This window comes from Clostridium nigeriense (assembly GCF_900086595.1).
In the GTDB taxonomy this organism is placed as follows: domain Bacteria; phylum Bacillota; class Clostridia; order Clostridiales; family Clostridiaceae; genus Clostridium; species Clostridium nigeriense.
Genome location: NZ_LT575472.1, coordinates 2,797,665 through 2,824,218 on the forward strand (window position 1 = coordinate 2,797,665; position 26,554 = coordinate 2,824,218).

23 protein-coding genes, 3 pseudogenes, 1 riboswitch and 1 other annotated feature are annotated in these 26,554 nt (G+C 26.4%); of the genes and pseudogenes, 7 read left to right on the forward strand and 19 right to left on the reverse strand.

What is annotated here, in order from left to right:
• Positions 1–48: 48 nt before the first annotated feature.
• Positions 49–1,692: an ABC-F type ribosomal protection protein CplR gene (gene cplR, locus BN6774_RS13150; RefSeq protein WP_066894533.1), complete on the forward strand. Its 1,644-nt coding sequence runs from the start codon at positions 49–51 to the stop codon at positions 1,690–1,692.
• 122 nt (positions 1,693–1,814) lie between these two features.
• Here the strand turns inward: cplR and BN6774_RS13155 are convergent, their stop codons facing one another.
• From BN6774_RS13155 to BN6774_RS13165, 3 genes are all read right to left on the reverse strand, one after another.
• Positions 1,815–2,339, reverse strand: a complete 525-nt coding sequence (locus tag BN6774_RS13155) for a GNAT family N-acetyltransferase (protein ID WP_066894535.1) — start codon at positions 2,337–2,339, stop codon at positions 1,815–1,817.
• Between the two features lie 4 nt (positions 2,340–2,343).
• Positions 2,344–2,793, reverse strand: coding sequence for a GNAT family N-acetyltransferase (locus BN6774_RS13160; protein ID WP_066894537.1), 450 nt, complete (start codon positions 2,791–2,793; stop codon positions 2,344–2,346).
• A 154-nt stretch (positions 2,794–2,947) separates the two neighbouring features.
• Complete coding sequence (locus BN6774_RS13165; protein ID WP_066894539.1) at positions 2,948–4,075, reverse strand: MFS transporter; 1,128 nt, start codon at positions 4,073–4,075, stop codon at positions 2,948–2,950.
• A 227-nt stretch (positions 4,076–4,302) separates the two neighbouring features.
• Between BN6774_RS13165 and BN6774_RS13170 the strand changes: the two genes are divergently transcribed.
• From BN6774_RS13170 to BN6774_RS13175, 3 genes are all read left to right on the forward strand, one after another.
• Positions 4,303–5,535, forward strand: a complete 1,233-nt coding sequence (locus BN6774_RS13170) for a YibE/F family protein (protein WP_066894541.1) — start codon at positions 4,303–4,305, stop codon at positions 5,533–5,535.
• Between the two features lie 110 nt (positions 5,536–5,645).
• Positions 5,646–5,816 (forward strand): hypothetical protein, encoded by a 171-nt coding sequence (locus BN6774_RS18325; protein WP_106404277.1) that lies wholly within the window; start codon positions 5,646–5,648, stop codon positions 5,814–5,816.
• Positions 5,817–6,126: 310 nt separating this feature from the next.
• On the forward strand, positions 6,127–7,152 hold the full coding sequence (locus tag BN6774_RS13175; protein WP_066894543.1) for a hypothetical protein: 1,026 nt from the start codon (positions 6,127–6,129) through the stop codon (positions 7,150–7,152).
• 67 nt (positions 7,153–7,219) lie between these two features.
• Here BN6774_RS13175 and tyrS read toward each other — a convergent pair whose 3' ends face one another.
• The 6 genes from tyrS to BN6774_RS18985 all read right to left on the reverse strand — a co-directional run bounded on the left by tyrS (position 7,220) and on the right by BN6774_RS18985 (position 12,513).
• Positions 7,220–8,425, reverse strand: coding sequence for a tyrosine--tRNA ligase (gene tyrS / locus BN6774_RS13180; protein WP_066894545.1), 1,206 nt, complete (start codon positions 8,423–8,425; stop codon positions 7,220–7,222).
• Between the two features lie 117 nt (positions 8,426–8,542).
• Positions 8,543–8,813: a binding site (T-box leader), on the reverse strand.
• 109 nt (positions 8,814–8,922) lie between these two features.
• Positions 8,923–10,248 (reverse strand): hypothetical protein, encoded by a 1,326-nt coding sequence (locus BN6774_RS13185; RefSeq protein ID WP_066894547.1) that lies wholly within the window; start codon positions 10,246–10,248, stop codon positions 8,923–8,925.
• Positions 10,232–10,753 carry an RNA polymerase sigma factor gene (locus BN6774_RS13190; protein WP_066894549.1) on the reverse strand — a complete coding sequence of 174 codons (522 nt, stop codon included), beginning with the start codon at positions 10,751–10,753 and terminating at the stop codon, positions 10,232–10,234. The genes BN6774_RS13185 and BN6774_RS13190 overlap by 17 nt, the downstream gene beginning before the upstream one ends.
• Before the next feature lie 75 nt (positions 10,754–10,828).
• Complete coding sequence (locus BN6774_RS13195) at positions 10,829–11,443, reverse strand: C40 family peptidase (protein WP_066894551.1); 615 nt, start codon at positions 11,441–11,443, stop codon at positions 10,829–10,831.
• 163 nt (positions 11,444–11,606) lie between these two features.
• On the reverse strand, positions 11,607–12,191 hold the full coding sequence (locus BN6774_RS13200) for a hypothetical protein (protein ID WP_066894553.1): 585 nt from the start codon (positions 12,189–12,191) through the stop codon (positions 11,607–11,609).
• 187 nt (positions 12,192–12,378) lie between these two features.
• Positions 12,379–12,513 carry a hypothetical protein gene (locus BN6774_RS18985; RefSeq protein WP_268873141.1) on the reverse strand — a complete coding sequence of 45 codons (135 nt, stop codon included), beginning with the start codon at positions 12,511–12,513 and terminating at the stop codon, positions 12,379–12,381.
• 187 nt (positions 12,514–12,700) lie between these two features.
• Here BN6774_RS18985 and BN6774_RS13205 point away from each other — a divergent pair, with 187 nt between their 5' ends.
• Complete coding sequence (locus BN6774_RS13205) at positions 12,701–13,447, forward strand: polyphosphate polymerase domain-containing protein (RefSeq protein WP_066894555.1); 747 nt, start codon at positions 12,701–12,703, stop codon at positions 13,445–13,447.
• Positions 13,441–14,130, forward strand: a complete 690-nt coding sequence (locus BN6774_RS13210) for a DUF4956 domain-containing protein (RefSeq protein WP_066894557.1) — start codon at positions 13,441–13,443, stop codon at positions 14,128–14,130. Before BN6774_RS13205 ends, BN6774_RS13210 begins: the two co-directional genes overlap by 7 nt.
• 187 nt (positions 14,131–14,317) lie before the next feature.
• Here BN6774_RS13210 and BN6774_RS13215 read toward each other — a convergent pair.
• A pseudogene (locus BN6774_RS13215) lies at positions 14,318–15,076 on the reverse strand (IS256 family transposase); the annotation flags it as partial.
• Positions 15,077–15,080: 4 nt separating this feature from the next.
• Here BN6774_RS13215 and BN6774_RS13220 point away from each other — a divergent pair.
• A pseudogene (locus BN6774_RS13220) lies at positions 15,081–15,941 on the forward strand (aspartate kinase); the annotation flags it as partial.
• A 178-nt stretch (positions 15,942–16,119) separates the two neighbouring features.
• Here the strand turns inward: BN6774_RS13220 and BN6774_RS13225 are convergent.
• From BN6774_RS13225 to BN6774_RS13265, 9 genes and pseudogenes are all read right to left on the reverse strand, one after another.
• Positions 16,120–17,339 (reverse strand): annotated as a pseudogene (locus BN6774_RS13225) (IS256 family transposase).
• A 60-nt stretch (positions 17,340–17,399) separates the two neighbouring features.
• Positions 17,400–18,512, reverse strand: a complete 1,113-nt coding sequence (locus BN6774_RS13230; protein WP_066894559.1) for a DUF2812 domain-containing protein — start codon at positions 18,510–18,512, stop codon at positions 17,400–17,402.
• A 205-nt stretch (positions 18,513–18,717) separates the two neighbouring features.
• A complete protein-coding gene (locus tag BN6774_RS13235) occupies positions 18,718–20,664 on the reverse strand; it encodes a carbohydrate-binding domain-containing protein (protein ID WP_066894561.1) in 1,947 nt (648 codons plus the stop codon).
• A 135-nt stretch (positions 20,665–20,799) separates the two neighbouring features.
• Positions 20,800–21,018 carry a hypothetical protein gene (locus BN6774_RS13240; RefSeq protein ID WP_066894563.1) on the reverse strand — a complete coding sequence of 73 codons (219 nt, stop codon included), beginning with the start codon at positions 21,016–21,018 and terminating at the stop codon, positions 20,800–20,802.
• A gap of 52 nt (positions 21,019–21,070) precedes the next feature.
• On the reverse strand, positions 21,071–21,628 hold the full coding sequence (locus tag BN6774_RS13245) for a hypothetical protein (RefSeq protein WP_066894564.1): 558 nt from the start codon (positions 21,626–21,628) through the stop codon (positions 21,071–21,073).
• A gap of 1 nt (position 21,629) precedes the next feature.
• Positions 21,630–22,514, reverse strand: coding sequence for a hypothetical protein (locus BN6774_RS13250; protein WP_066894566.1), 885 nt, complete (start codon positions 22,512–22,514; stop codon positions 21,630–21,632).
• A gap of 252 nt (positions 22,515–22,766) precedes the next feature.
• A complete protein-coding gene (locus BN6774_RS13255) occupies positions 22,767–24,074 on the reverse strand; it encodes a nucleobase:cation symporter-2 family protein (RefSeq protein WP_407922092.1) in 1,308 nt (435 codons plus the stop codon).
• 106 nt (positions 24,075–24,180) lie between these two features.
• Positions 24,181–24,282: riboswitch (purine riboswitch) on the reverse strand.
• A gap of 49 nt (positions 24,283–24,331) precedes the next feature.
• Entirely contained in the window at positions 24,332–25,099 is a 768-nt protein-coding gene (locus BN6774_RS13260) for a YoaK family protein (protein WP_084767019.1), read from the reverse strand.
• 32 nt (positions 25,100–25,131) lie between these two features.
• A complete protein-coding gene (locus tag BN6774_RS13265; protein WP_066894570.1) occupies positions 25,132–26,502 on the reverse strand; it encodes an MATE family efflux transporter in 1,371 nt (456 codons plus the stop codon).
• Between the last annotated feature and the right edge of the window lie 52 nt (positions 26,503–26,554).

Here is a 26,554-nt window from a genome sequence, read left to right on the forward strand (position 1 = left end):
TTTTTATATCGTCTATAACTCTCTCCTAAAACAAGGAGGGATTTTTTTATGCAATTAGCATTAATAAATAATTTAACAAAATATTATGGTGATAAATTAATATTAGATATAAAAAAACTTGAAATATTAAAGGGAGATAAAATAGGATTAGTAGGTGCAAATGGAGTTGGGAAAAGTACACTTTTGAAAATTTTAATAGGTACTGAAAAACCTGATACTGGTAGCATATATCTAACTAATAGTTTTTCTTATATCAGTCAAACGGAAGACTTAGATGAAAGCTGCTATACAAGCAAAATCAAAAGTTTATTAAATGCACCAGATAAATATAAAAAATACCTATCTGGTGGAGAAAAGGTTAAGCTTAAAATATCCAATGCACTAAGTGAAAATAAAGAACTTATAATAGCTGATGAGCCTACTTCCAATTTAGACTCAAATAGTATTGAAATTTTAGAAGAAATGCTTAAAAACCATAATGGTTCTTTAATTCTAGTTTCCCATGATAGAAATTTCTTAGATTCTTTATGTAATACAATATTTGAAATTGAAAATGGAAAAATAAATATCTATAAAGGGAATTACTCAAAATATTTAGAAGTAAAAGCTTTCGAAAAAAAGCGTAAAAATTATGAATATAATAAGTACCTTACAGAAAAATCAAGACTTGAAGAAGCAGTAACAATAAAAAAAACACTTAAAAATGATATTCGAAGGACACCAAAAAGAATGGGCAACTCTGAAGCAAGACTTCATAGAATGGGTGGACAAAAGGCAAAGAAAAGCTTAGATAACAATATAAAAGCTATTAAAAGTAGAATTGAACATTTAGAAGTTAAAGAAAAACCCAGAACTGAAAAATCACTAAAAATAAATGTACTAGATAGTTTAGAACTTACTTCTAAGAATCCCATTGAAGTAAAAAACTTAAATTTAACTATAGATGATAAAATACTATTATCTAAAGCTAACTTCAAAATAAAAAAGGGTAAAAAAATAGCCTTATTAGGGAATAATGGTTGTGGTAAAAGTACTCTATTAAAAGAAATAATTAAAAACCAAAATGATAGTATTAAAATAGCTAAGAATGTTGTTATCGGATTTCTTGATCAAGAAAAAAATATCTTAATTCCTGACAAAAGTATTCTAGAAAATATTCAAATAAACTCCTCATATTCAGAAAGTTTTATAAGAATAAATTTAGATGGATTTGGATTTAAAGGAAATGATGTTTATAAAAAAATTTCCAAATTGAGCGGTGGAGAGAAGGTTAAGGTTGCTATATGCAAGCTTTTACTTTCTGATAATAATATTATTATTCTTGATGAACCAACTAATTATTTAGATATTAAATGCATGGAAGCCCTTGAAAACGCATTGAAAAACACTGATAAAACCTTATTAATAGTATCTCACGATAGAAAATTTATTTCTAATGTTTGCAACAATGTATTAGAAATTAGTAATACTAATATCGCTCAATTTGATGGAAATTATGATGACTATATTAATTTTAAAAACAAATCTAAAATTAATAAGAATAATCGACTTCTAAAAGAAAATAAATTAATTCTAGAAAATAAACTTTCAGAACTTATATCATTATTATCTCTTGAAAGCGACTTTGAAAAAAAGAATTCACTAGAAAAAGATTACTTTGACATATTGAATAAACTTAAACATTTAAAATAATTATTAATAAAGGGGTTGTATTCAACGCCCCCTTTATGATTTCCTCATTAAAACTTAAAATTTACATGAAGATTTATATTAAATTAAATATGCTTCACAAAACACTTAAAGTTACTTATTGTTTATTCAAAAAAAGCTTTTGAATATTCCACTACACCACTAACTCCATTAAGAGCATTAGGTATTAATTCTAAAATCATATATGCTTCATCAGGAACTTCAAAAGGAGCTTTAACTCCATACATACTAGCTTTCTTAAATCCGAACTTTGGATAATAATTTTCATGACCTAACACAACTATAGATTTATATCCTAACTTCCTAGCTAACTCTATTGCTTTATTTGTCAAAGCTTTCCCTATCCCACAATTTTGATATCCTGGTAAAACAGATAGTGGGGCTAGAGCTAAAGTTTCAATAATTTTATTATTATCTCTAATAGATGCTTTTGTTAAAAGTATATGTCCAACTATTCTATTATTATCTTCTGCTACTAGAGATAGCTCTTTAATAAATTCATTACTTTTTCTAAGTCTTTTAACTAAATTATGTTCTTCATTATCTGTAAACTCTGCTGTTTTAAAACTCTTTTCTATTACTTCTTCCACTTCATTATAATCTTTTGTTAGTTCTTCTCTTATTATCATTAACTTAAACCTCCAATTTCATTACTAGTTCTCCATTTATATCTAGGTCACCAGTAAATTTAAATCCAAATTTTTTATATAAATCTATTGCCAAAATATTGTTATCATAAATACTCAAGTATATTTCATTACATTTATAATCATTGAAAATTTTATCTAAAACAATTTCTAATGATTTTTTTCCATACCCTTTACCTTGAAAATCTTTTCCTATCATAAATCTATCAAGCCATACTCTACCTGGAAAATCTTTTTCCTTCCATAACCCATACATAGCAAAACCTATTATTTTATCATTATCATATATAGCAACAGGCCTCCATAAAGATAACTCTCTTGCCTCTAATAATGATTCTTCTACTGTTTCAATAAAACTTACTTGATGGCTTTTTACTGTTAATTTTATAGCTTCCTTATAATTAATATTATTTATATCTTTTATTTTTAAATTCATTCTTCCCCTCTTTTCTTTAAATATATAATATTATAACAAAAAAATTTTTATTTTTTCCATTATAATAAAAAAGTATGCCTATATAATTTTCTAAATCATAATAAAAAGCCACAAGATAACTTGTGACTTTGAATAATTAGTCTTAATATAAAAATTATTTATATATTCTTAATAAGATAATTGATATCAAACAAATGATAGTACAGGTAAATAAACCACATTCTATGTAAAAATTCGAAGCTAAACCTATTATAGGATTAATACTGGCTGAAACAAGACTCCCTATCATAGAATATATAGATAATATAGTAGCTCTATTACTTGATAAAATTGATTTATTTTTAATATCCATAGAAATAGGTTCAAGAAAAGACATACTTGTAGTTATTATAGCAATTCCACTAATAGCTAATAATGGATTACTTGTAAATATTAAAACAACTGAACTTATCAATATACTTATAACTAAAAAAATTATTATTTTTTTCTGTCCGAACTTGTTTGTAATCTTATATGACTTTACAGATATTAGTCTTATTATTTGAATAATTGATAATATGATCCCAAAATACTTAATATCAATTTTACTTTTCATATAAATACCTTGATTTAAAAATACAGTAATGCTTTGAAAAACTTCAGTTATAAGTGCCATTGAAATAATAAAAATTAACATACTTCTTTTTTTTAATATACTTTTTATATTACCTTTTACTCCTACTTTTTTATTTTCTTCTAATCCTATTTCCTTTAAAAGAAAGGATAATAAAAAGGCTAAAGCATAAGGTATTATAGTATAAAAAGCCGCTAAATCTATGGATATATCAATTATAAATGTTGCTACTACTGACCCAGTTAAAAATCCTAAATTTGAAAAAAATCCATATGTTGCAAATATTTTTTCACTATTTTCATTTTCATTTAAAGACAGATACATCATTGCAGAATCGCATCCTGACAAACCTGATATAGAAAATGCTAATAATAATCTTTCTATAAAAAATAGAGTAAATGAATTTGCTTTAAAAAAAATAACTTTTGATACAAGAAAAATAAAATTAGATAATAGTAAAGTTTTTTTATATCCAAACTTATCTGCAAATATACCCCAAGGAATTTCTAATAATATAATAAAAACCATATAAATAGATTCAATTATAAAGATTTCAGATAATGATATTCCCCTATTCTCTCTATAAATAGTTGCAACAGGAGCATAAAATACTAAACCTTGCAAAAATACAATAAGATTTAATAAATAAATATTTAGTCTTTTATTCAATTTAACAATCCTCCTAAAGACACAAAAAATAAACCTTTATAAAAAGGCTATTAAAAATGTATTTAGATTTTGTTAAATTGGTCTAAACATGTTTTTACCCCCAAATAAAATATATCCTTATATAAGTAATTATATAATTAAATAGTATTTATATCAAACTCTTCAATTTACCTTTTTATATTCTTATAATATAATTATTTTAGGAATATTTTTCCAAGGAGGATGTTATGAGTAAGCATATTAAAAAAATAAAACTACAAAAGAAAAAAAATTTTTATAAAAATCTAAAAAGCCAAAATCTATCTTTAATTATAGGAGTTGTTTTTTTTAGTATTTTATTAATAATCCTTTCTAAATCAATTTTTAAAGGTGGATTTTTACCTGATAAATATAATAAAAATATGAGGTATTATAATGCTGTTGTTTCTGACGTAATAAGTGAAGATTTAAGTAAGGATCCATATTTAGAGGATGTAGAAATAGGATTTCAAAAAATCTTAGTTAAAATAAATTCATCTAATTTTACTGAAGACAGCTATTTAATAGAAAATCCAATAAGTAGACTATATAATATTAAAGTAAAGGAAGGTAGTAAGGTAATAATAGGTGTTCTTGAGAAAGATGGTAATATTCAAATGAATTTATATAGTTATGATAGAAGTAATATGATTTATTTGTTAATTGCTATTTTTATTACTTCTGTAGTTCTCATTGGAGGGTTTAAGGGAATTAAATCTTTAGTAGCATTATTTTTCACTCTAATATGCTGTGTTTATTTAATGGTTCCTCTTATGCTTAGAGGAATAAATCCTATATTTGCTGGAATTTTAATGAGTACTCTAAGTATAATAATAACTTTAATTTTAGTTTCAGGATTCAATAAGAAGACATTAACTGCTATTTTAGGTACAGTTTCCGGTGTAATTATTTCTGGATTAATTGCTTACACTTTTGGATATTTAACAAATCTTTCAGGTCTTAATATGAGCGAAGCTGAAAGTTTAACATATATTGCTGAAGATACTGGTTTAAAAATTAGAGGAATAATGTTTACAGGAATATTGGTTGCTTCTTTAGGAGCAGTAATGGATATAGCTATGTCTATTTCTTCTTCAATTTTTGAAATATACAAAGTAAATAATAAGATAAGTTTTTCTGAACTTTTTAAAAGTGCAATGAACATAGGAAAAGATACTATTGGTACAATGACCAACACTTTAATTTTAGCTTTTGCTGGTGGTTCCTTAAGTATTTTAATATTAATTTTCTCAGCAAATATGCCCTTTAATAAGATGATAAACTTAGATCTTTTAGGTATTGAAATTATCCAAGGATTATCTGGAAGTATTGGGATTGTACTAGCCGTTCCAATAACTGCTTTTATAGGGTGTTATTTATGTAAAAATAACATTTCCTTTTTAAAAAATAATAAAATAAAAACTAAAAATTTATCTTCATAGTTTTTTCCTCTCTAAATAATAAATTCTACTTTAAGATATATTTTAATAATATTATTTATTTATATTGTGGCACACTAATATAGACAACTTATACTTAGGAGGACTTTTGTATGGATAATAATAAGAACAGACGAAAAGATCGCCCTAAATCTAACGCAGAACTTAGAAAAATGTATTCTGAGTCTGGAGCTGAAATTGGAATTGAAAATGGTGTGAAAAAAGGTTCACATTCTAACGGAAAAAAATTCACTAAAAGATCAAAATTGTCTCACAACAAATAAAGAAAAAATAGAGTGTGTAAGTTTTCTTATAATTTTATTTAATCAAACTTACACACTCTATCATAAAATTCCACTATTTTTTTATTTTAAATTTTCTTTTTCTAATTTGATATCTTTATTATTTAAATAATGTTACCATCTACCTTATATAATAATGTTTTAGTAGTACATTCTTTATAATTTAAAAATATGTTTTTTATATTAATAAAAATATAATATAATTTTAAAATAACCACTGCAGCAAAAAATATATTTCACTGATGGATAGTCCATATTAATTAAAATATTTATAAGGAGTTAGTTAATAAAATTGAAATGTAAAATAAGTTATATAATAAGATTAAACACTATCGATGATTATATCTTAAAAAAATTACAATTCTATTTAATAGAATTAAAACTTTTATCGGAATATTGTGATTTGATTAAAAATAAATATGATCCTATCTTTTACAATGAAAATGTTAGTAATAATTTAATAAATCCTAATGATCCAACAACTAATTTCTTTGATTATAATTCAACTGAACATAAAAAACTGCTAAGTTTTTTCTATAACAATAAATTAATTATTAATTATAATATTATAAGCAATAATTATGCAGTTATTGATTATAATAAAAATGATTATACTAATTGTGACTATTTCAATTTATATCTTAATTTTTATCAAAGTTCAATTTCTAAAAAGTGTATATATGTTAATAATCAAAAATTTAAGTCTATTATTTTAACTGAAAATTTTATTATTTTCGATAACTGCGAAAATTTAATTTGTAATAAAGATATTGTAAATAAAGTCCAATTCCAAGAATATAATACTGGCTTTTGTACTATATATTTTATTAATAAATCTTTAGGTGATTTTCTTTTAAATAATAACTTTACGGGGTTTGAATTACTTCCAGTAATAAATATAAATACTAGTGAAGTAATTTTTTATCAATTAAAAGTAATAAATATTATCAAAGAATCTAAAATAAAAACTGAAATTTCTTCATTATTTGATTCTGCGGGAATTGTATATCCAAGTAAAAGATCACCACTTCATGATTATTATCTAAAAAGACAGGATGTTTGTATTTATAATCAAGAATATATAGCTAATAACTTTAAAGATTTTAATATATCTTACTTAGCCTTTGATGATTTTTATAAGAATTCTAATAATTTTATAACTAGACCACAATTAATAGTAAGTCGGAGAACTATGTTACTTTTAAAACAGCACAAAAGTAAATTTGCTATACAACCAATTTATTCAACAAAAAATGTAGATATTAATATATTTAATTTAAATAATGAAATAAAACAACTAATTAATAAATGTAAATAAAAAAGGAGCAATAATTAAAATTATATTCACTATTACTCCTTTCTTATTTATAATATTATTACTATATTTATATAGTTTTAACTACTTTTATAAACTTCTTTTTCCCAATTTTCAGTACATCTTTATCCTCGATGATTGTATTAAAATCTTTTATTTTTTCACCATTAAGTTGAATTCCACCTTGATCTAAAAGTCTATTAAATTCTTTTTTACTAGGAATTATTTTTTCCTTTACTAAATCTTCAGTTAGTTCCTTTAATATGTTTCCACTGAAATTTAATTCTGGTATATTATCTGGTATTTCTTTTTTCGAAAAAGCAGTATTATAAAACTCTCTTGCTTCTTTTAATTCTTCTTCTGAATGATATAATCTCGTTATTATTTCTGCTAATTCTAACTTAATATCTCTTGGATTCTCTCCATCTTTAAGTCTTTCCTTAACCTTATCTATATTATCTGGATGTTCATCAGTTGCTAATTCAAAGTATTTTATAATTAACTCATCTGGAACTTCCATAACTTTTTTAAACATTATATTGGCTGGTTCATTAACTCCAATGTAATTACCTAAACTTTTACTCATTTTTTCTTTTCCATCTAAACCTTCTAATATTGGCATAAACATTGCAATTTGTTGTTCTTGTCCTCTTGCCTTTTGAAGAGTTCTTCCCATTAAAATATTAAAAGTTTGATCTGTTCCCCCAAGTTCGATGTCTGCTTCTAGTGCTATAGAGTCATAAGCTTGCATTAATGGATAAAAGAATTCATGAATTCCTATTGGAACATTATTCTTATATCTTTTTTGAAAATCATCTCTTTCTAGCATTCTAGCTACAGTAGTTGTTGCTGCTAACTTTAATACATCATCGAAATTTAATTTTGATAACCAAGTACTATTAAATTTCACCTCTGTTTTATCTTTATCTAGAACTTTAAAAATTTGATTTTTGTAAGTTTCAGCATTTTTCAATACTTCTTCATCTGTTAATGCTTTTCTACCTTTTGCTTTTCCTGTAGGGTCCCCAATTTTACCTGTAAAGTCACCTATTACAATAACTGCCTTATGCCCTAAATCTTGCATTTGCTTAATCTTTCTTAAAACTACAGCATGACCTAAATGAATATCTGGTGCACTTGGATCAAGACCCAATTTAATAATTAGTGGCTTATTATTTTTTATAGATTTTTCAAGCTTCAATTTTAATTCTTCCTCATTAACTATTAAATCTGCACCTTTTTTAATGATCCTAAATTGTTCCTCTACTGTTTTCATAATTTTAAACACTCCTCTTATATTTTTAAATATAAGCAAGTTCTATAAGTATAATGTATTAAAGCTTTTTGATAATGTTGAACTTAATGAAAACAAAAAAACTCCCGTCCCTTATATCAAAAGGACGAGAGATAAATCTTCGTGTTACCACCTTAAGTTCATAGACAATTCACATTGCCTACCTTTTCAAGTACTCTAGATTATACTAGGTAATACTCTAGCACTATAACGTGTGCAAGGAATACGTCACAGCCTACTAGATGCTAAAAGCATCATTTGGTGTGAAGCTCAAAGATGTATTCATAATTAGCTTTTCTTGCACCTCTCATCAACCGGTAGCTTTCTGTAAGCCTTACTAATTACTACTTCTTCTTATCATAGCTTTTTATTATCTTATACTCCGAATTATATAAATAATTCTTAGTTATGCTTATTTATTAATATGGATTATAATGCTTATTTAGTTAGTTGTCAATATCTTTATAATATTCTACAGATTAATAATCAATTTTAACCTTTATAGTCCTATCTTTTTTTCTTATGTCCAAAGCTTTATTATTTGCTATAAAGAATTCTTTTCCTTCTCCTATATACAGTTGTCTTCTCATAAATTCATATTTTCTATAATCTTTGCCAAGATAATCCTTTGTATTACTTTTATGAGTTGAAGGCTCATAAGAAATTAATCCATCATATGGAATTATTTCGTAAGTTAAATATTTATCCCACCATATTTTTTTACACTTACTCCAATATGCAATATAAACAGTTTCTGTTTCTTCATTATATTCTAGTTCTTCTATAAATAAATTATCATTTATTTTTTTGTCTTTAACATTACTTTTAATATCTAAATTTAAAGCTTCAGTAAAATTTGCTCTTTCAATAACTATATTGGCTTTATTAAACTTATCTACAGCTAAATCTTTAACAACAAAATTTTCAATGAACCTAATTCCATTATCTAAGACTTCAACCTCATCATATGCACCGCTTACTCCCATTGGTTCAATATTTCGCCCCTCTATATTTGGCATAAAATATATACCTTCATTAAAGAAACTCCCCTTATTTATCTGAATTGCCTTAATTTTTTCATCATCCTCTGAAACAAGTGAATAATCTAAATCTAATGAAAGTGGACTAACTCTTAAATTATTTAATATAAATTTTACTCCATCTATTTCAATTTCATTTTCTTCTGGTTTTATATTTTCAATATGAATTTTCTTTGAAGTATCTATATTAATAGTTATTTCCTTACTCTCTTCTTTTTCAGTAATTATTAAATTAACTTTTTCTTTGTCCTCTCCAATTTTAAATCTTTCAACTCTTAAATAATCTCCAGTATCTTCTCTTTCAGGCCCTACACCTATAACACCTGTAGCTTCTCCACCTACTGCTTCAACCTTTGCTTTATTATATTCTTCTTGAACTTTCTCTTTCATAAATACAGCAATATATTTATTATCATAAACCATTGCTTCTATCGTAACTTCTTTTCCATTACTAAATACTATTTTTTCGTCAATGTCTTGAATTTTCCCTATTTCATTTAGCTTTTTAACATAACTATAATATGAAAAATATTCATTATATCCAATTAGCTTTTTTACCATTGCTGATACTGTACTTATATTTAAAATAAAAATAAATGATATAAATAATAGAGCTATTTTTAGATATTTATTATTAAATTTATTCTTTTTCTTATCTTCTCTATTAAACTTTTCCAAAGCTTCTCTCATTACAGCTTCAAACTCTTTAGGTGCTTTTACATTATCTTCTTTTAAACTTTTTAATTCCTTATCTAAATCCATCATTTATATCACCCCCTATATTTTTTCTAATTTTATTAATACCTTTATTTATCCTAGATTTAACTGTTCCTAATGGAATATCTAAAACCTTTGCAATTTCTTCATAGGAATAATCTAAGTAATATTTAAGCTTAATTGCCTCTTTTTGCTCTTCATTTAAACTTTCTATTAAAGTTTTTAAGTAAATCTTATTTTCTGTTTCCTTAAATCCCTTTTCTTCTAAAGAAATAGTTTCATTTATTTCTTCAAATTTATTTTTCTTAGTTAACTCCTTTTTACATAAATTAACTAATATTTTTTTACTCCATATATAAAAAGAATTTGCCTTTTTAAGCTTTGGTATTTCTTTATATAAAACTATCATCATTTCTTGAAGTATATCTAAAGCATCATGTTGATTTTTCATATAAAAATAGGCTAGCTTATAATAATTATCTTTTTCTTTCATTATTAATTTTAAAAGAGATTCTTTATCACCTTTTATAGCCTTTTTAACTTCTAGTTCCAATTATTTTCCCCCTAACTAACCACCTTTATATACCTAAGAGTAAAACTTTTACTAAAAAGTTCCCTAAATTAAAAATTATTTTAAAGAATTAATATAATCAATAGGTCTATAAATAACACTATCTTCACTTAAATATAAATTACTTTTCTTTACTCCTCCAATTGGATAAACATATTTGTTATAAGCATTAATAATTTCTCCTCTACCTATATATAAAACTACGTGCCCTGGAGTATATATTAAATCCCCTGGTTGTAAATCTTCTTTATTAATCTCATATCCTTGAAGGATATCTTCTTGATCAAAGGTTGAATATCCTATTTCTACTCCTGTCACTTCTTTATAAGTCCAATATGTTAATCCTGAGCAATCAAAGGCTTGATTGCCTATATATGTTTCTCTACTTAATGGATAATAACTATCTCCGTAATAGCTTATAAGTTCATCAAGTCTTTCTTCTGTCATTACCTCTCCTTTTCCACCCCAAACATATTGAAGTCCAATCTTTTCTTCTGCTAAGGCTATTACTTTATCTATAATTTCTTTTTCTTCCTCTGTCATAGTTATTCCTTCATTTTCATACTTGTCCTTTTTATAAAAATTTCTAAAAATAATTAGACCAATGGATAATAATAAAACTACTAATACTAATTTTATTATTTTATTTTTATTAAGTCTTCTATGTCTCATAAAAATCCTCCCTACCATATTTTTACTATACATATATAATTCTACCTTTAATTTATTGTTTTCCTATTACTTTTTCATTACAAAACTATTAAAATATATTAATTTTTTATATTAAAATAAGACTATGTTCTAATAAAACATAGTCTTATTTTAATATAATTATCTATCCGTGAAAGTATCCTGTTCTTGATGAAACTACAACATATGGAACTTCTTTTCCTTCTTTTATTACATATGCTTGGTATAAGTCCCCTCCTAATGGCTCCAACTTAATAACTACCTCTCCATATGAATTAAACAAATCTTTTTTAAATAATTCTTCCCAATTACTAAGAATAGGAGCGTTTTCTGTAATATATAAAGCTAACTCTTCTATGTTATTTTTTTCTCCACCATTTTTTATATATTCTTGATATAAACTATCAATATTAACTTCATTTAAAAATATTTTGCTCCATTTTAACTTTTGAGCTTCTGATTTATCTTCTTGACCATTTATAATATAATCCCTAACTCTATCACTTATATTTTCTAATTCTACAACAATATCTTTTCCTTCATTAACTTTATTAGAACTTTCTTCAAAACTCTTATTTTGATCTTTTTCTTCTAAATTATCATCATTTTTTTGCTGATTAATTTCATTAGAGTTATTACTTATTTCTTTCCTTAACTCTTGCAATTTATTTGATGTACATGCGGTTAAAGATAATGTAGATATTAATAAAATTGTTAGTAACTTTTTCATAACAGCTTTACTCCTTTTTATTACAATACACTTATTTTACCATTATATAACTTATTTTATAATATCATACTTAATAGTTGTAATATGATTATTTAAAAGTATTCTCTACTTTTTCTCTGAATTCGATAATTTTTTCATTGGGTAAATTATCATTGTCATTTTTATTTTCTATTGTATAATCTTTTACTTAAACTGTATAATATTCAATATTTTCATTAATTAATATTGATAAGGACTCCCTATCCCCCTTACAAGCACTTTTTATTAATTTATTATAATCATTTCTATGATTATTCTTTTCTAATTTAATTATTGACTCCATTTTACCTCCCACTTAATCTTTAATTAATGCATTAATCTATTTACATTTATTAGACGTATTACTCTATTATTAAGTTTCACCTTTGGTAAATTTTATAATTAATAAAATACTATCCAATTTAAGATTTCTTTAAGGTTAGAATTATATAATTACCTCATAAAATATGATTTCTATAGGAGGTATCTTAATGGCAATAAAGTCTTTTCAAAGATATGAGAAAAAATTTATATTAACCGAAACTCAATATAATTTACTTCTTCCGATTTTATCCAAATATATGGATCCAGATAAATTTTGTAAATCAGGAAAGAACTATAGTATTTATAATATCTATTATGATACAAAAGATAACCATATAATTAGACATTCTATAAATAAGCCTTATTATAAAGAAAAGTTAAGATTAAGAAGCTATAATATACCAACTTGTCCTAAAGATATAGTCTTTCTTGAATTAAAAAAGAAAATTAACGGAATTGTAAATAAACGTAGAGCAACTTTAACTTTAGAAGAAGCTTATAACTTTTTAGAATATGGTACTCGTCCTAAAACTGATGATTATATAAATAATCAAGTTCTTAACGAAATAGAATATCATTTAGATAAAAATACAGTTTATCCAATGGTTTATATAAGTTATAGTAGAAAAGCATTTTTCGCTAAAGATGATAATGATTTTAGAATAACATTCGATTCTAATATTTTAACAAGACGCCATAATCTTAAACTTGAACTTGGTAACTTCGGTAATAACTTATTAGAAGATAAACATTATTTAATGGAAGTAAAAATATTAGGTGCTATACCTGTTTGGTTTACAAAAGTGTTATCAGATTTAGAAATTTATAACACTCACTTTTCTAAATATGGAAATGAATATATGAATTATTGTTTAAATAAAAATTATGACATAAGGAGGAAAAGCATATGTTAGAAACAATAATAACCTCTACAAATGGAGAATCCTTTACTTTATTTAATGCTTTATTAATTATTTCATCAGCCATTATTCTAGGCTTAATTATTAGCCTTGCATATATCAAAACTCATAAGAGAGAAGGTTATGCACCAAGTTTTACAATAACTCTTATTATGCTACCTGTTATAATATCAATTATTATCCTTTTAGTAGGTAACAATGTAGCTAGAGCCTTTAGCTTAGCTGGAGCTTTTTCAATTATACGTTTTAGAAGTGCTCCTGGAGATCCAAAGGATATAACTTATGTTTTCTTTACTTTAGCTGTTGGTTTAACTTGTGGTATGGGATATATAGGATATGCCTTTATTTTCACAATAGTTCTTTGTGCTTTAACATTAATATTAGATGCAACAAAATTTGCTATGCCAAAGACTAAAACTTCAAAACTTAAAATAACAATTCCTGAAGATTTAAACTATGATGGAATCTTCGATGGTATTTTAAATAAATATACAGATTCTTGGTATATTGAGACCATTAAGACTAGAGACTTTGGTTCACTTTTTGAAATTCATTATATTGTTCAAATGAAGCTTGATGCTAATCAAAAAAAATTCATAGATGAATTAAGATGTAAAAATGGTAATTTAAATATTTCATTAAATTTTGCTGGATTTGAAGAAAAGGTTTATAATTAAAGGGCAGTTTATACAACAGCCCTATTTTTTAAATACTTGAGTATGTCAATAATTTTGTGTAAACTTTAGAAAAAATATTTTTTTATTGTAGGTTGGAAGTATACTTTATACATCCAACCTTATTTTTATATTTATAGAAAATATATGAAATGATATCTGTGATTTAATAAGAGTTCCCAATTTTAATTTAAAACAATTGGTCGTCTAAACGCCCTTCGAAGAAGATAGAAAGCTGTGCTAATATTTGAGCCCATCCTCGAATAGATTGAGTCCATTTTTTACTAATATCAATTGTAGCTAGATATAAGATTTTCATTAATGATTCATCATTTGGAAATATCGACTTAGTTTTAGTTACTTTTCTCAATTGGCGATTATAACTTTCCATCGCATTGGTAGTATAGATAATCTTTCTTATTTCAGGTGGATACTTAAAAAATGTAGCTAGCTCATCCCAATTATTTCTCCAGGATTTTATAGCAATCAAGTATTTTTCTCCCCATTTATCTTCTAACTTATCTAGCTGCGCTAACGCCTGTTCTTCAGTGCTGGCAGTATATACAAGTTTCAAGTCTGCATTAAATGCCTTTAAATCCTTATATGATAGATATCTACTTGAGTTTCTTATTTGATGGATTATACATTTTTGAATTTCAGTATTAGGATATACTGCTTTAATAGCTTCAGTAAATCCATTTAATCCATCTACAGATGTTATTAAAATATCTTTTACTCCTCGATTTTTTAATTCGTTAAGAACTAAAAGCCAATACTTTGATGACTCTGATGCACCTATCCAAATCCCAAGTACTTCTTTCTTACCTTGTATATTCACACCGATTGCTGCATAAGCAGCCTTAGAAACTACTGCATTATCTTTTCTAACCTTAAAGTGAATAGCATCCATAAATATAATAGGATATACTTCATCAAGAGGCCTATTTTGCNCTACATATAAAGCCTTACAAAACATTATTAATGAAAATACAAGAGCAGTAATTCCAGGATTCTATGGAGCTGATTCACTAGGTAATATTGTTACATTTTCTAGAGGTGGTTCTGATGTTACTGGTGCTTTAGTATCCGCTAGTATAAATGCTGAATTATATGAAAATTGGACAGATGTTTCTGGATTTTTAATGGCTGATCCAAGAATTGTTAAAAATCCCATGCAAATCAGAAAAATTACTTATAGAGAATTAAGAGAACTTTCTTATATGGGAGCTTCTGTTTTACATGAAGAATCTGTGTTTCCAGTAAGAAATGCAGGTATTCCTATTAATATTAAAAATACTAATTCTCCAAGTGATCCTGGTACTTTAATAGTAAAGGATATGGAGCCAGACTTTAATAATCCAATAAAGGGTATTGCCGGCAAAAAAGATTTCACTGTAATTTCTATTGAAAAAGCAATGATGAACTCAGAACTTGGTTTTTGTAGAAAAGTTTTATCTATTTTAGAGCAAAACTGTATTTCATTTGAAAACATGCCTTCTGGTATAGATACAGTATGTGTAGTTATTTCAGATGCTCAATTAAAAAACAAAACTGAAATATTAGTTGATGAAATAAAAAGGACATGCAACCCTGATTCTATAGTAGTACATCCTAATATGGCACTAATTGCAACAGTTGGAAATGGTATGTCTTCAAATAAGGGTGTGGCTGCTAAAATATTCAATTCCTTAAGTGAATCTAATATTAATATTAGAATGATAGATCAAGGCTCTAGCGAAATCAACATTCTTATTGGAATAGAAACTGACGACTTCGAAAAAGCTATAAATTCAATTTACAAGGCTTTTGTTTAATTAGTAGAATTAATTTGTAAATATAAAAAGAGTATGTCAATAATTTTGTGTAAACTTTAGAAAAAATATTTTTTTATTGTAGGTTGGAAGTATACTTTATACATCCAACCTTATTTTTATATTTATAGAAAATATATGAAATGATATCTGTGATTTAATAAGAGTTCCCAATTTTAATTTAAAACAATTGGTCGTCTAAACGCCCTTCGAAGAAGATAGAAAGCTGTGCTAATATTTGAGCCCATCCTCGAATAGATTGAGTCCATTTTTTACTAATATCAATTGTAGCTAGATATAAGATTTTCATTAATGATTCATCATTTGGAAATATCGACTTAGTTTTAGTTACTTTTCTCAATTGGCGATTATAACTTTCCATCGCATTGGTAGTATAGATAATCTTTCTTATTTCAGGTGGATACTTAAAAAATGTAGCTAGCTCATCCCAATTATTTCTCCAGGATTTTATAGCAATCAAGTATTTTTCTCCCCATTTATCTTCTAACTTATCTAGCTGCGCTAACGCCTGTTCTTCAGTGCTGGCAGTATATACAAGTTTCAAGTCTGCATTAAATGCCTTTAAATCCTTATATGATAGATATCTACTTGAGTTTCTTATTTGATGGATTATACATTTTTGAATTTCAGTATTAGGATATACTGCTTTAATAGCTTCAGTAAATCCATTTAATCCATCTACAGATGTTATTAAAATATCTTTTACTCCTCGATTTTTTAATTCGTTAAGAACTAAAAGCCAATACTTTGATGACTCTGATGCACCTATCCAAATCCCAAGTACTTCTTTCTTACCTTGTATATTCACACCGATTGCTGCATAAGCAGCCTTAGAAACTACTGCATTATCTTTTCTAACCTTAAAGTGAATAGCATCCATAAATATAATAGGATATACTTCATCAAGAGGCCTATTTTGCATTCCTTAATCATAGGAATTACTTTGTCAGTTATATTAGATATAAGTGTCGGTGAAACATCCATACCGTAAATCTCATTAACTTGTGCTGCAATATCTCTTGTGCTCATTCCTTTAGCATACATGCCTATTATAGAGTTTTCTAAGTGTGATACATCCGTTTGATGTTTCTTAACAATTTCAGGTTCAAATGAACCTTCTCGATCCCTTGGAACGTCTAAGTCAAAATAACCTAGATTAGATTTCATAGTCTTACTACTTTTTCCGTTACGACTGTTAGTAGTATTTTTGTTTTGATAATCATATTTAGAGTAACCAAGATGGTTATCCATCTCCGCTTCAAGCATTTGCTGAAGCAATTCTCCAAAGAGATCCTTTAAAACATTCTGAACATCATCAGCTGTTTTCATATTTGGATTTGCTGCTATAATCCTTTTAATTTCTTCTTTTGAAAATGACATAGTCTGTGTCCTCCTCGTATAGATAATTTATTATACATTATCTTCTGAAGTTTACACAGACTATTTTACACTCTCAAATACTTTCTCATAAACAATATTAATCAATTCCTCTTCACTTACAGTGTCAGCTTCATATATCTCTATCATCTTATTTTCAGATACAATTATATACTTAAACCTCTCTTCATTTACATATACCTTTATATCTTTTTCTAAATTAGTTTCCTTTTCTTTATAACTGATTCCAAGCTCTTTAAAATAATTAATTCTTTTATTAAAATTATACTTAACTGGCCATTTATATTTACTTTCCAAAAGTTCATAGCTTAAATACATTTTATTACCTTCATTACTATAAAAAATATAATTAGCTATTGGAGACTTATCTACTCTAAACCATTCAGAGTCATCTTTATCAACATCATTAAAATCCTGAAGTTTTAAAGTAACTTCATCTATACTTATCTTTTTATTGTAGTAAAAATCTATACCAAAGTATAAAAAAGTTATAGCCATACTAATAATCATGAAATTATATATTAATTTCTTAAGTGAAAACATCCATTTAAAGTTATAATCAACTTTTATCCCATTATTTATTAATACTTTTCCCTTTATAAAAAATATTAATAATGTTATTAAGCTTAATATTTCATGAATAAATAAAATAGTAACAAATATAAGGCTACCTAAACTCAATGAATTTGCTAAAAAGTACCTATTACTACTTCCAATTGTTCCTATATATTGAGATAACAAAAGAAATATAACTGTTATTAACTTTAAAAAAATATATTTTACCGATGTTTTAGAAATAGTATTAAACTTTTCTCTTTCATTTTCATTAATATCTACCTTCATATTATATAATTCACTACAATAAATTTGCATCTTATCACTTTCACAAACCAAAGTCCATCCAACTTCTTTACAGTATTTCTTATATTCCGATGCCTTATCAATATCCTTCCCACCAAAAATTGAAGTATTATTTATTATATATACTAAATAATTTAAACTTTTAGATGAGCTTCTAACAAACTTTAAAGAAGATCCACTTATATCTTCTAGTATCCACCCTTTTTCCGCCATTTTTTCTAAATAATCTTCTAAACACTTATATTCATAAGGTAAAAAACTGAATGAAATCCACTTCTTTTTTCTAAATATCATTATTATTCCCCTTAAATATTATTTATATTTTCTTATTTATTCGCCTAAATAATGAATATTAATAAACTTAAATTTTTCTTTATCTACCGCTCTTTCAACTTTATTCATTTGTATTATTTTACCATACTTTTAAGTAATATAAAAAAAGAATATTACGAGATCCTAATATTCGTAATATTCTTTCTTATATTTAAATATTAAATTATTATCTTGTTGGTCTTTGACCTTGTTGAATTCCTGCTCCTTGTCCTGGTATACCTCCTTGATTTCCTCTTCCGCCACCAGGAACTCCCATTCCTCCAACACTTTGCCCTACAGTTGTAACTGAACTAGATACGGTAAAACTATCTCCTTCTGTTCCACCTGAATAACTTCCTCCTGAGTATAGTCCATCATCTGATGCTCCTGTTGATTCTCCACCAGTATATACCTTATAAGTTGTTCCTGTTTTTATATTTTGTGAAGATATTAAAACTGATTGAACGTTTTTACTTGGTGCAAAAGTTATTAACTCATTTCCACTTTCATCTTCAATGTGAAGTAATGTACTTGCTGAAACTGAAGTAAATACATTAACTGAATTTTGAGTTGAAGAATTACTTGGTGATTGAGCCATACCCGAACTTCCAGCTGCTATTAAAGTACCTCCTGAAATTTCAAAAGTTCCATCATAGTCTAAAGCTCCATTTCCATTATCTTCGGGGCCATTAACTATTACTATTCCATCCTTCATATAAATACTTCCATTAGCATCAATACCATCACCACTTGCATCTACAACTAATTTACCACCATTTAAATTAATAGTTCCCTTTCCTGAAGATGCAAAATTATTTTGTCCTGGTCTACCATTTATTGAGGAACCATCATTGCCTCCAGCAGCATTAATTCCATCATCACTAGCTACCACTTTAATGTCTCCATCATTTATATTTATTGTTTCTGCTTCTATTCCTTCATATGATTTACTTATATCTATAGTTCCACTATTTAAATCAATAACAGAATCTGCATGTATACCGTCATCTCCTGAAGAAATATTAAATATTCCACCATTTATTTCTATTGTATTATTGGAATGTATTGAATCATCTGCAGAATTTATATTAATATTACCAGAATCAATTTTTATTTTCTGTCCTGCTTTTATTCCTTTCATACTAGTAGACTCACTATCACTTGATGTTTCAGTTGCTAAATTTATTAACTCTATATTATTCGAATTAGCAGAAGTATTATTTGCTCCATTATCCATAGATTCACTAGCTCCACTTACTGCATCTTGACTTGGTTTCTCTCCTCCAAAATTCATTTTTTCATTATTAGAATTAGTTTTCACTACATTTTCACTTCCACCGCCTGAAGTTATATTAATTGTTCCATCCAATATATTTAAATTTGTTTCTGCTTGAATTCCATCTTCTCCTGAAGTAATATTTATATTTCCTGATTGTATTTCTATATAGCCTTTTTCAGTATCTTCCGTATTATTAGACTTCATTCCATCTCCAGTTGCATTTATATTAATATTCCCACTTACAATAGTTATAGAATCTTTTCCTCTAAATCCATCAGCAACAGAAGTTATTTCTATAGTAGCCTCACCTATTTCTAAATCATCCTTACTAGTTATTGCATTATTAAAATTAGAGTTTACTGTTAACTTTCCAGTTCCACTAATAAATAAATCAGATTTACTAAATATTGTTGCATTTGGCTCATCACTAGTAGCATCTTCATAAACATAATTTTCACCATCTGTAACTACATTTTCACTTCCATTCGCTAAAACTACATAAGCATTTTTAGCATTCATAACATAAATGGGTGCACTATTAGAACATGATATATTAGCCCCATTTAAAACTAATTTTACATTATCTTCATCTCCAGCATTTACTACAATCTGCCCATCATTTAATGTACCAGTTATTTCATATGTTCCTACAGAATTTATAATAACTTTGTCATTTTCAACTGATACTCCATCTCCTTCTACAGATATGGAATCACCTAATATAATTTTAGTATCTACATTTTCTATATTTTCACTTACAACAGTATTATTTAATGAAGTAGTTTTATTTGTACATCCTGTAGCAACTGCTAAAACAGATACTATAGATAATATTGCTATAACCTTTTTGCTCATAATACATCCTCCTAGAGTTTTATTGAATAAATAATATCATTTTTACCTTAAATTAATCTTAAAACTAGATGAAGGAAAGTATAAAAAAAGAACTAGAGATTACTATATTCTAGTTTCTCTAGCTCCTTAATTATTTTATTTATCTTTTTTTATTGTATCTTTCAGCTCTACATAAGAATTTATAGTTTTGGATGTATATTCACTACTTATAATATCTTCATTAGAAAAGTCATCATTTATCTTCAGCTTATCTAAATCTCTATTCATTCCTAGAACAGTATTTTGTTTAAAATTATTTTCAGATAAATTCTCACTTTTTTTAATTTCTAATTTATCTAATATATCCTTAATCATAATAATACCTCCATATTCTTTATAAGTATTATTTGTAGAATATAAATAATTATTAATTGTATTCTAAACTTTCACTATACAATGGTTTAATTCCAAGTATTACATATAATCTAATTATTACCCCATAAATTGCTGTTACAACGGCTAATGTATTTGACATAAATATAAAATTTATATTTGCTAAGACAATAAGTATTGAATATAAGTAAATATAATTTATTGTTTTATTATTATACTTATCTCCTAAATAAGTATTAAAGTTTTCTTTTAATACTTCTGAAGTTCCTTGCATAAATTTTAATATACTTAAAAGTTCTAAAATGTTCCCTATATTAAACCATATTATATTTAAAATCATATCATTTCCAAATATACTTTCTATCCCCATAATAGGTAATATAAAAGCTATAATTGCAATAATCATTTTTATATTAAATAATTTTAATGATGCATTTAGTAAATTGTTATCATAAACCTCTAATATTTCTTTAATACCTGAGCAAATAATTATTATTGCAATAAAATCCGGTAAAAGTTGTATTGGACCTAAATTAAAGTGAAAGGTATTAAATAACATTCCAAAGAAAACTTTTTTATATCCTTTAATCATTCTATATTTCCCCCATTTCCCTTAGATATTTATATATGTCATAAAATTTAAAGGTTGGATAATGCGTTATATTATATACCCTTTTTTCATATTCATTTCCATCTCTATCACTAAAATATATTTTAGGCTGTATATCATATCTATACATTTTCTTAATAGGATCATCAATAGAATGAAATTGTGTTACAAAATATAAATTTTCATTTTTATTATAAATTAAACTCCTATCTTCTATATCTCCTGTTTTATTTATATTAAAATCAAATAAATCTCTCGTATCCTCAAATAATAAAGAATATATATTATCTACTTGTATATAATCTTTAGTCCAAAATATACTTTTGCTATATCCATAATTAGAACCTTCTACGCCTGAATTCTCTAATGGAGTTTCAGATATATTATTTTTATTTAATACTATTTTACCCAAATCAATCTTCATACTAAGTCCATCATCAAAGAATATAGTTGCTTTACTTAATACTAATTTATCATCTATTTCTATTTTCTGTTCTGATGTGTCTACATTTAAAAACACAGTATGTATCCCATACCTTCCATTATTTTCTATATTATCATTACTATAATCATAAAATCTAGCAAATTCAAAATTAGTTTCACTAGCATTAAAATTTAATTCTGGTGCTTCATCAAAAATTATTCCTACTACCTTCCTTTTATCTTCTATATTAGAGATATATTTTAACTCTATATCAAAATTTAATAAATTGTATCTATTTTCTCCTTCTGCTATATCTGCTTCAATATAATTCTTTAAAAAAACAGGATTAGGTAGTTTTAAATAATTTACTGTTGTTATGCTTAATATAAATGATAATAAAATTATTATTCCGGAAATTCTTAAAGCAGTTCTTATATTTCTCATTTTCCTCTCCCTTAATGTTATAATTAATCCTATTATTTATAATATCACACTTGGAATAATTATCCTATAACAAAGTGTTAAAGTATCATATCCAGGTTCCGTCGCAGGTTCCAAATCACCTTGCTATGATATTTTAACACTTACAAACTGAAGGTTGGAAATTATAAAAATTTTATTTATAGGGTAACATTTTTATAATTTCCTAAAGAGCAAAAAAGAATGGAATTCTTTCAGATCCCATTCTTAATATTTTTATTTTTCTTCCTTTAATATTATATTTAACAGTAAAGCTGTAATTGTCCCAGTTGATATACCTGAAGTAAATATCATTTTTAATGCTTCTGGTAATTGTGAAATAAATTCTGGTCTGAATGTAACACCAAGACCTAAACCTATTGATGTAGCTATTATTAAAAGATTACGCTCATTTATTTTTACCTTACTTAACGTTTTAATCCCTGCAGCAGCTACTGTTCCAAACATAACTATTCCAACTCCTCCTAATACAGGTTGTGGAATACCATTAACTATAGCTGCAAGTTTTGGTAAAAATCCTAATATGACTAATATAATACCTGCCATAACTGCAACATAACGACTAGCAACCTTAGTTAAAGGAATTAACCCTACATTTTGGCTAAAAGTTGTATTTGGTAATGTTCCAAATACCCCACCTAACATACTTCCAATTCCATCTGATAGGACACCTGCACCTATACGCTTTTCATCCATTTGAACTTCTGAAACTTCTCCTACAGCCTTTAAACATCCTACTGTTTCAATTGCCGTAACAAAATATGCAGGTATAAATGCTAAAAGGGCCTTTAAATCAAACTTTACACCATATTCAAATATATTCGGGAATGAAATCCAGCTTGCTTCCTTAACAGCTGTAAAATCTACTAATCCTAGAGGAATGCAAACAATGTATCCAACTACCATTCCTATAAGTACAGAAGCACTACTAAGCATACCTTTTCCGTAACGATTTAATAGTAAAGTTCCCATTAAAACTAACATAGCAATTGATATATTCTTCAAACTCCCATAATCAGCTGCACCACTTCCACCTGCAGCCCAATCAATAGATACTGGTAGTAATGTTAATCCAATTAAACACACTACTGTTCCTGTAACTAGTGGTGGAAAAAGCTTCATTAATGGTTTTATAAAATAACTAAGAATAACTTCAAAAAGCGCCCCTAAAATTGTTGCTCCTATAATTCCTGGAAGACCTAAAACTGATCCAACGGAAATAGATGGAGAAATAAAAGTAAAATCAGTCCCCATTATACAAGCAACTTTAGCCCCTACCGGTCCAACACCTCTAGCTTGTATTATTGTTGCTATACCTGCAGCAAGTATAGATGCACTAATTAATGCAGTACTAGTTTTAGCATCAAATCCCAATGCACTTGATAAAACTAGAGGAACTACTATAATACCTCCAAAAGCAGCAAATATATGTTGTATTCCAAATAATATTTTTTCTGAAATTGATGGGTTATCATCAACACCATAAGTTAATTTAATTCCATCTGTTGTTTTTAAATTTTCCATTATTTCATCCTCCATTGTTTAAATGAAATTAAAAAGCACCTCTATACCGAGGTGCTTGTCCTAAAAATATAAGTAACTTTTCTATATCATAAAAATTTCACTTTAATCCTTAAGTCAAATACCTCGTAGTCTGCATATTTACGGTTAGCAGGTAGAAACTTTCGGCCCATATTACCGATTATATACGAGTTCTTTTCAATTTATATTGTATTATACACAAACATTAGGATAATTTCAATACAAAATTGTTTGCTATATTAAAGGAATTTTATGTTATATTTATTAAATCTATATTCGTCTATACTAAATATAAACTTTGATATTATCAATAATATTGAACAAAGCCATATTGACTTAACTCCAAAATTTAAAGTTAATACTCCTCCTAGGGATGCTCCAACTAAAAATGATAAAATAATAATAAAATATCTTATTGCTCTAGTTTCTGCTTCTTTATTCTTTTTCTTAATTGCTAAATAAGCTGATTGTGATGCTGTTCTCAAATTCCCTGTACACATAGTTGTACTATAAGGTGAATCTACAAGTCTTCTAAATGATGAAATTTGGATTGATGATATAAAGGCTATAATACTAGTTATAAAAATATTAGGTACATTATTAGGAATAAATCCTATTATAAATAACACTATTGCTTCTATTATTAATATTAATTTCTCCGCTCTTATTGAATCATTATATTTTTTAATAGAATGTTCTCTTATTTCCTCAGTTACTAAAACGCCCAAAATAAAAAATAATATTTGCACACCAGCCATTAAAGCACTTTTATAATTTTTATTTGTTAATCCAAGAGCTAGTAAAACTATGTTTCCTGTTTCAGCATTTGCAAAAACTCCGCCTCTGCAAATAAATGTATAAGCATCTAAAAAACCACCAACTACTGCTAAAATCACTCCAAGTCTTAAGGATTCAGATGTTCTATTATGGCTTGGAACTTTCTCTCTAAATCTTCTAATTATTCTATTTTTATATACTTCTTCTCCTTTGTTAGCTACTATTTTCATTTAAAGGCCCCCTTAGTACTTATATGCTTCTTTTAAACTCCAACTATATTCTTAAGCCATTTTTTCTGCTTATATCTTTTAAATCCTAAAACAAATTTATAAACTTCTTCAATAGTTATCATAGCATATACATAATAAATTGGTAATCCTAAGACTATTCCACCTAAAAACGCAAAAGGTATTCCAACGCACCAGACCCCAGTTATATCTAATAATAATGAAGCTTTAGTATCTCCACCGCTTCTTAAAACTCCAACTATATTTATTAAATTAAACATTCTAAAAGGTAAATAACATACAAAAACAGTTAAACATCTTGTAATATCGCTGGCAACATCTTTTTGGACTGAAAATAGATTTATAAGTGGATTTCTAATTAAAATACATACTATTCCCATAACTACAGTTAACATTAACTGTAGTACAAAGAAACTTTTAGCATGCTTCTCAGCATCTTTAAGTTTATTTGCTCCAAGTTCATTTCCCAATATAACAGCAGTTGCTGAGCTTAATCCTTGGAAAATAACAACGCAAATTTGTTCAACATTTTGAGTTATTGTTATTGCTGCAACGGCTCTATCTCCCATTCTTCCATAAACTAATGAATACATAGTTACTCCAAGTCCCCACATAAATTCATTAGCTATTACCGGTGAAACTGTAATGAAATATTTTTTTATAAACTCCTTATCAAAGGCAATAAGTTCTTTTATTTTTGCAGCTGCAGGTCCACCACTCATATAAACCACTGATAATATAGAAATACACTCAACTAATCTAGCAATTAATGTTGCTATAGCTGCACCTCGTACTCCAAGCCTTGGTGCTCCGAAATTACCAAATATAAAAGTATAATTTAAAACTACATTTACTAATATAGCCACTAAACTTATAAAAACTGGTGCTTTAACCTTATTAGTTGCTCTAAGCAATGATATATAACAGTTAGTTATAGCTGTTAATGGGTAGCTTAAGGCTACTATTGTTAAATAAGAAGCTCCTATTGATATAGTACCTTCACTAGGAGTAAAGATTCTCATTACTGCTTTAGGAATAAATAAACCTGCAATCGTAAATAATATCGCTCCTGAAAGTCCTATTATAAGAGACATTCCAAGAACTCTTCTAATATTTTTTATATCTCTTTTTCCAAAATATTGAGCTGTTAATATCGAAGATCCACTAACCACACCAAACAATAATAATGTAAATACGAAAAACACCTTGTTAGCTAATCCAACTGCTGCAATAGAGCTTTCACCTAAACTTCCTATCATCATATTATCAACAAGGTTTAAAGTTGTGTTTAACAAAGCTTGTATTGCAATGGGAATTCCAATTGCAATTGTTTTTCTTAAAAATTTCTTGTCTTCAAATACATTTTTTAAATATATACTCCCCATAAAGCCTCCTTATATCGTCATTATAAAAAGTGCATCAAAATGATACACTTTC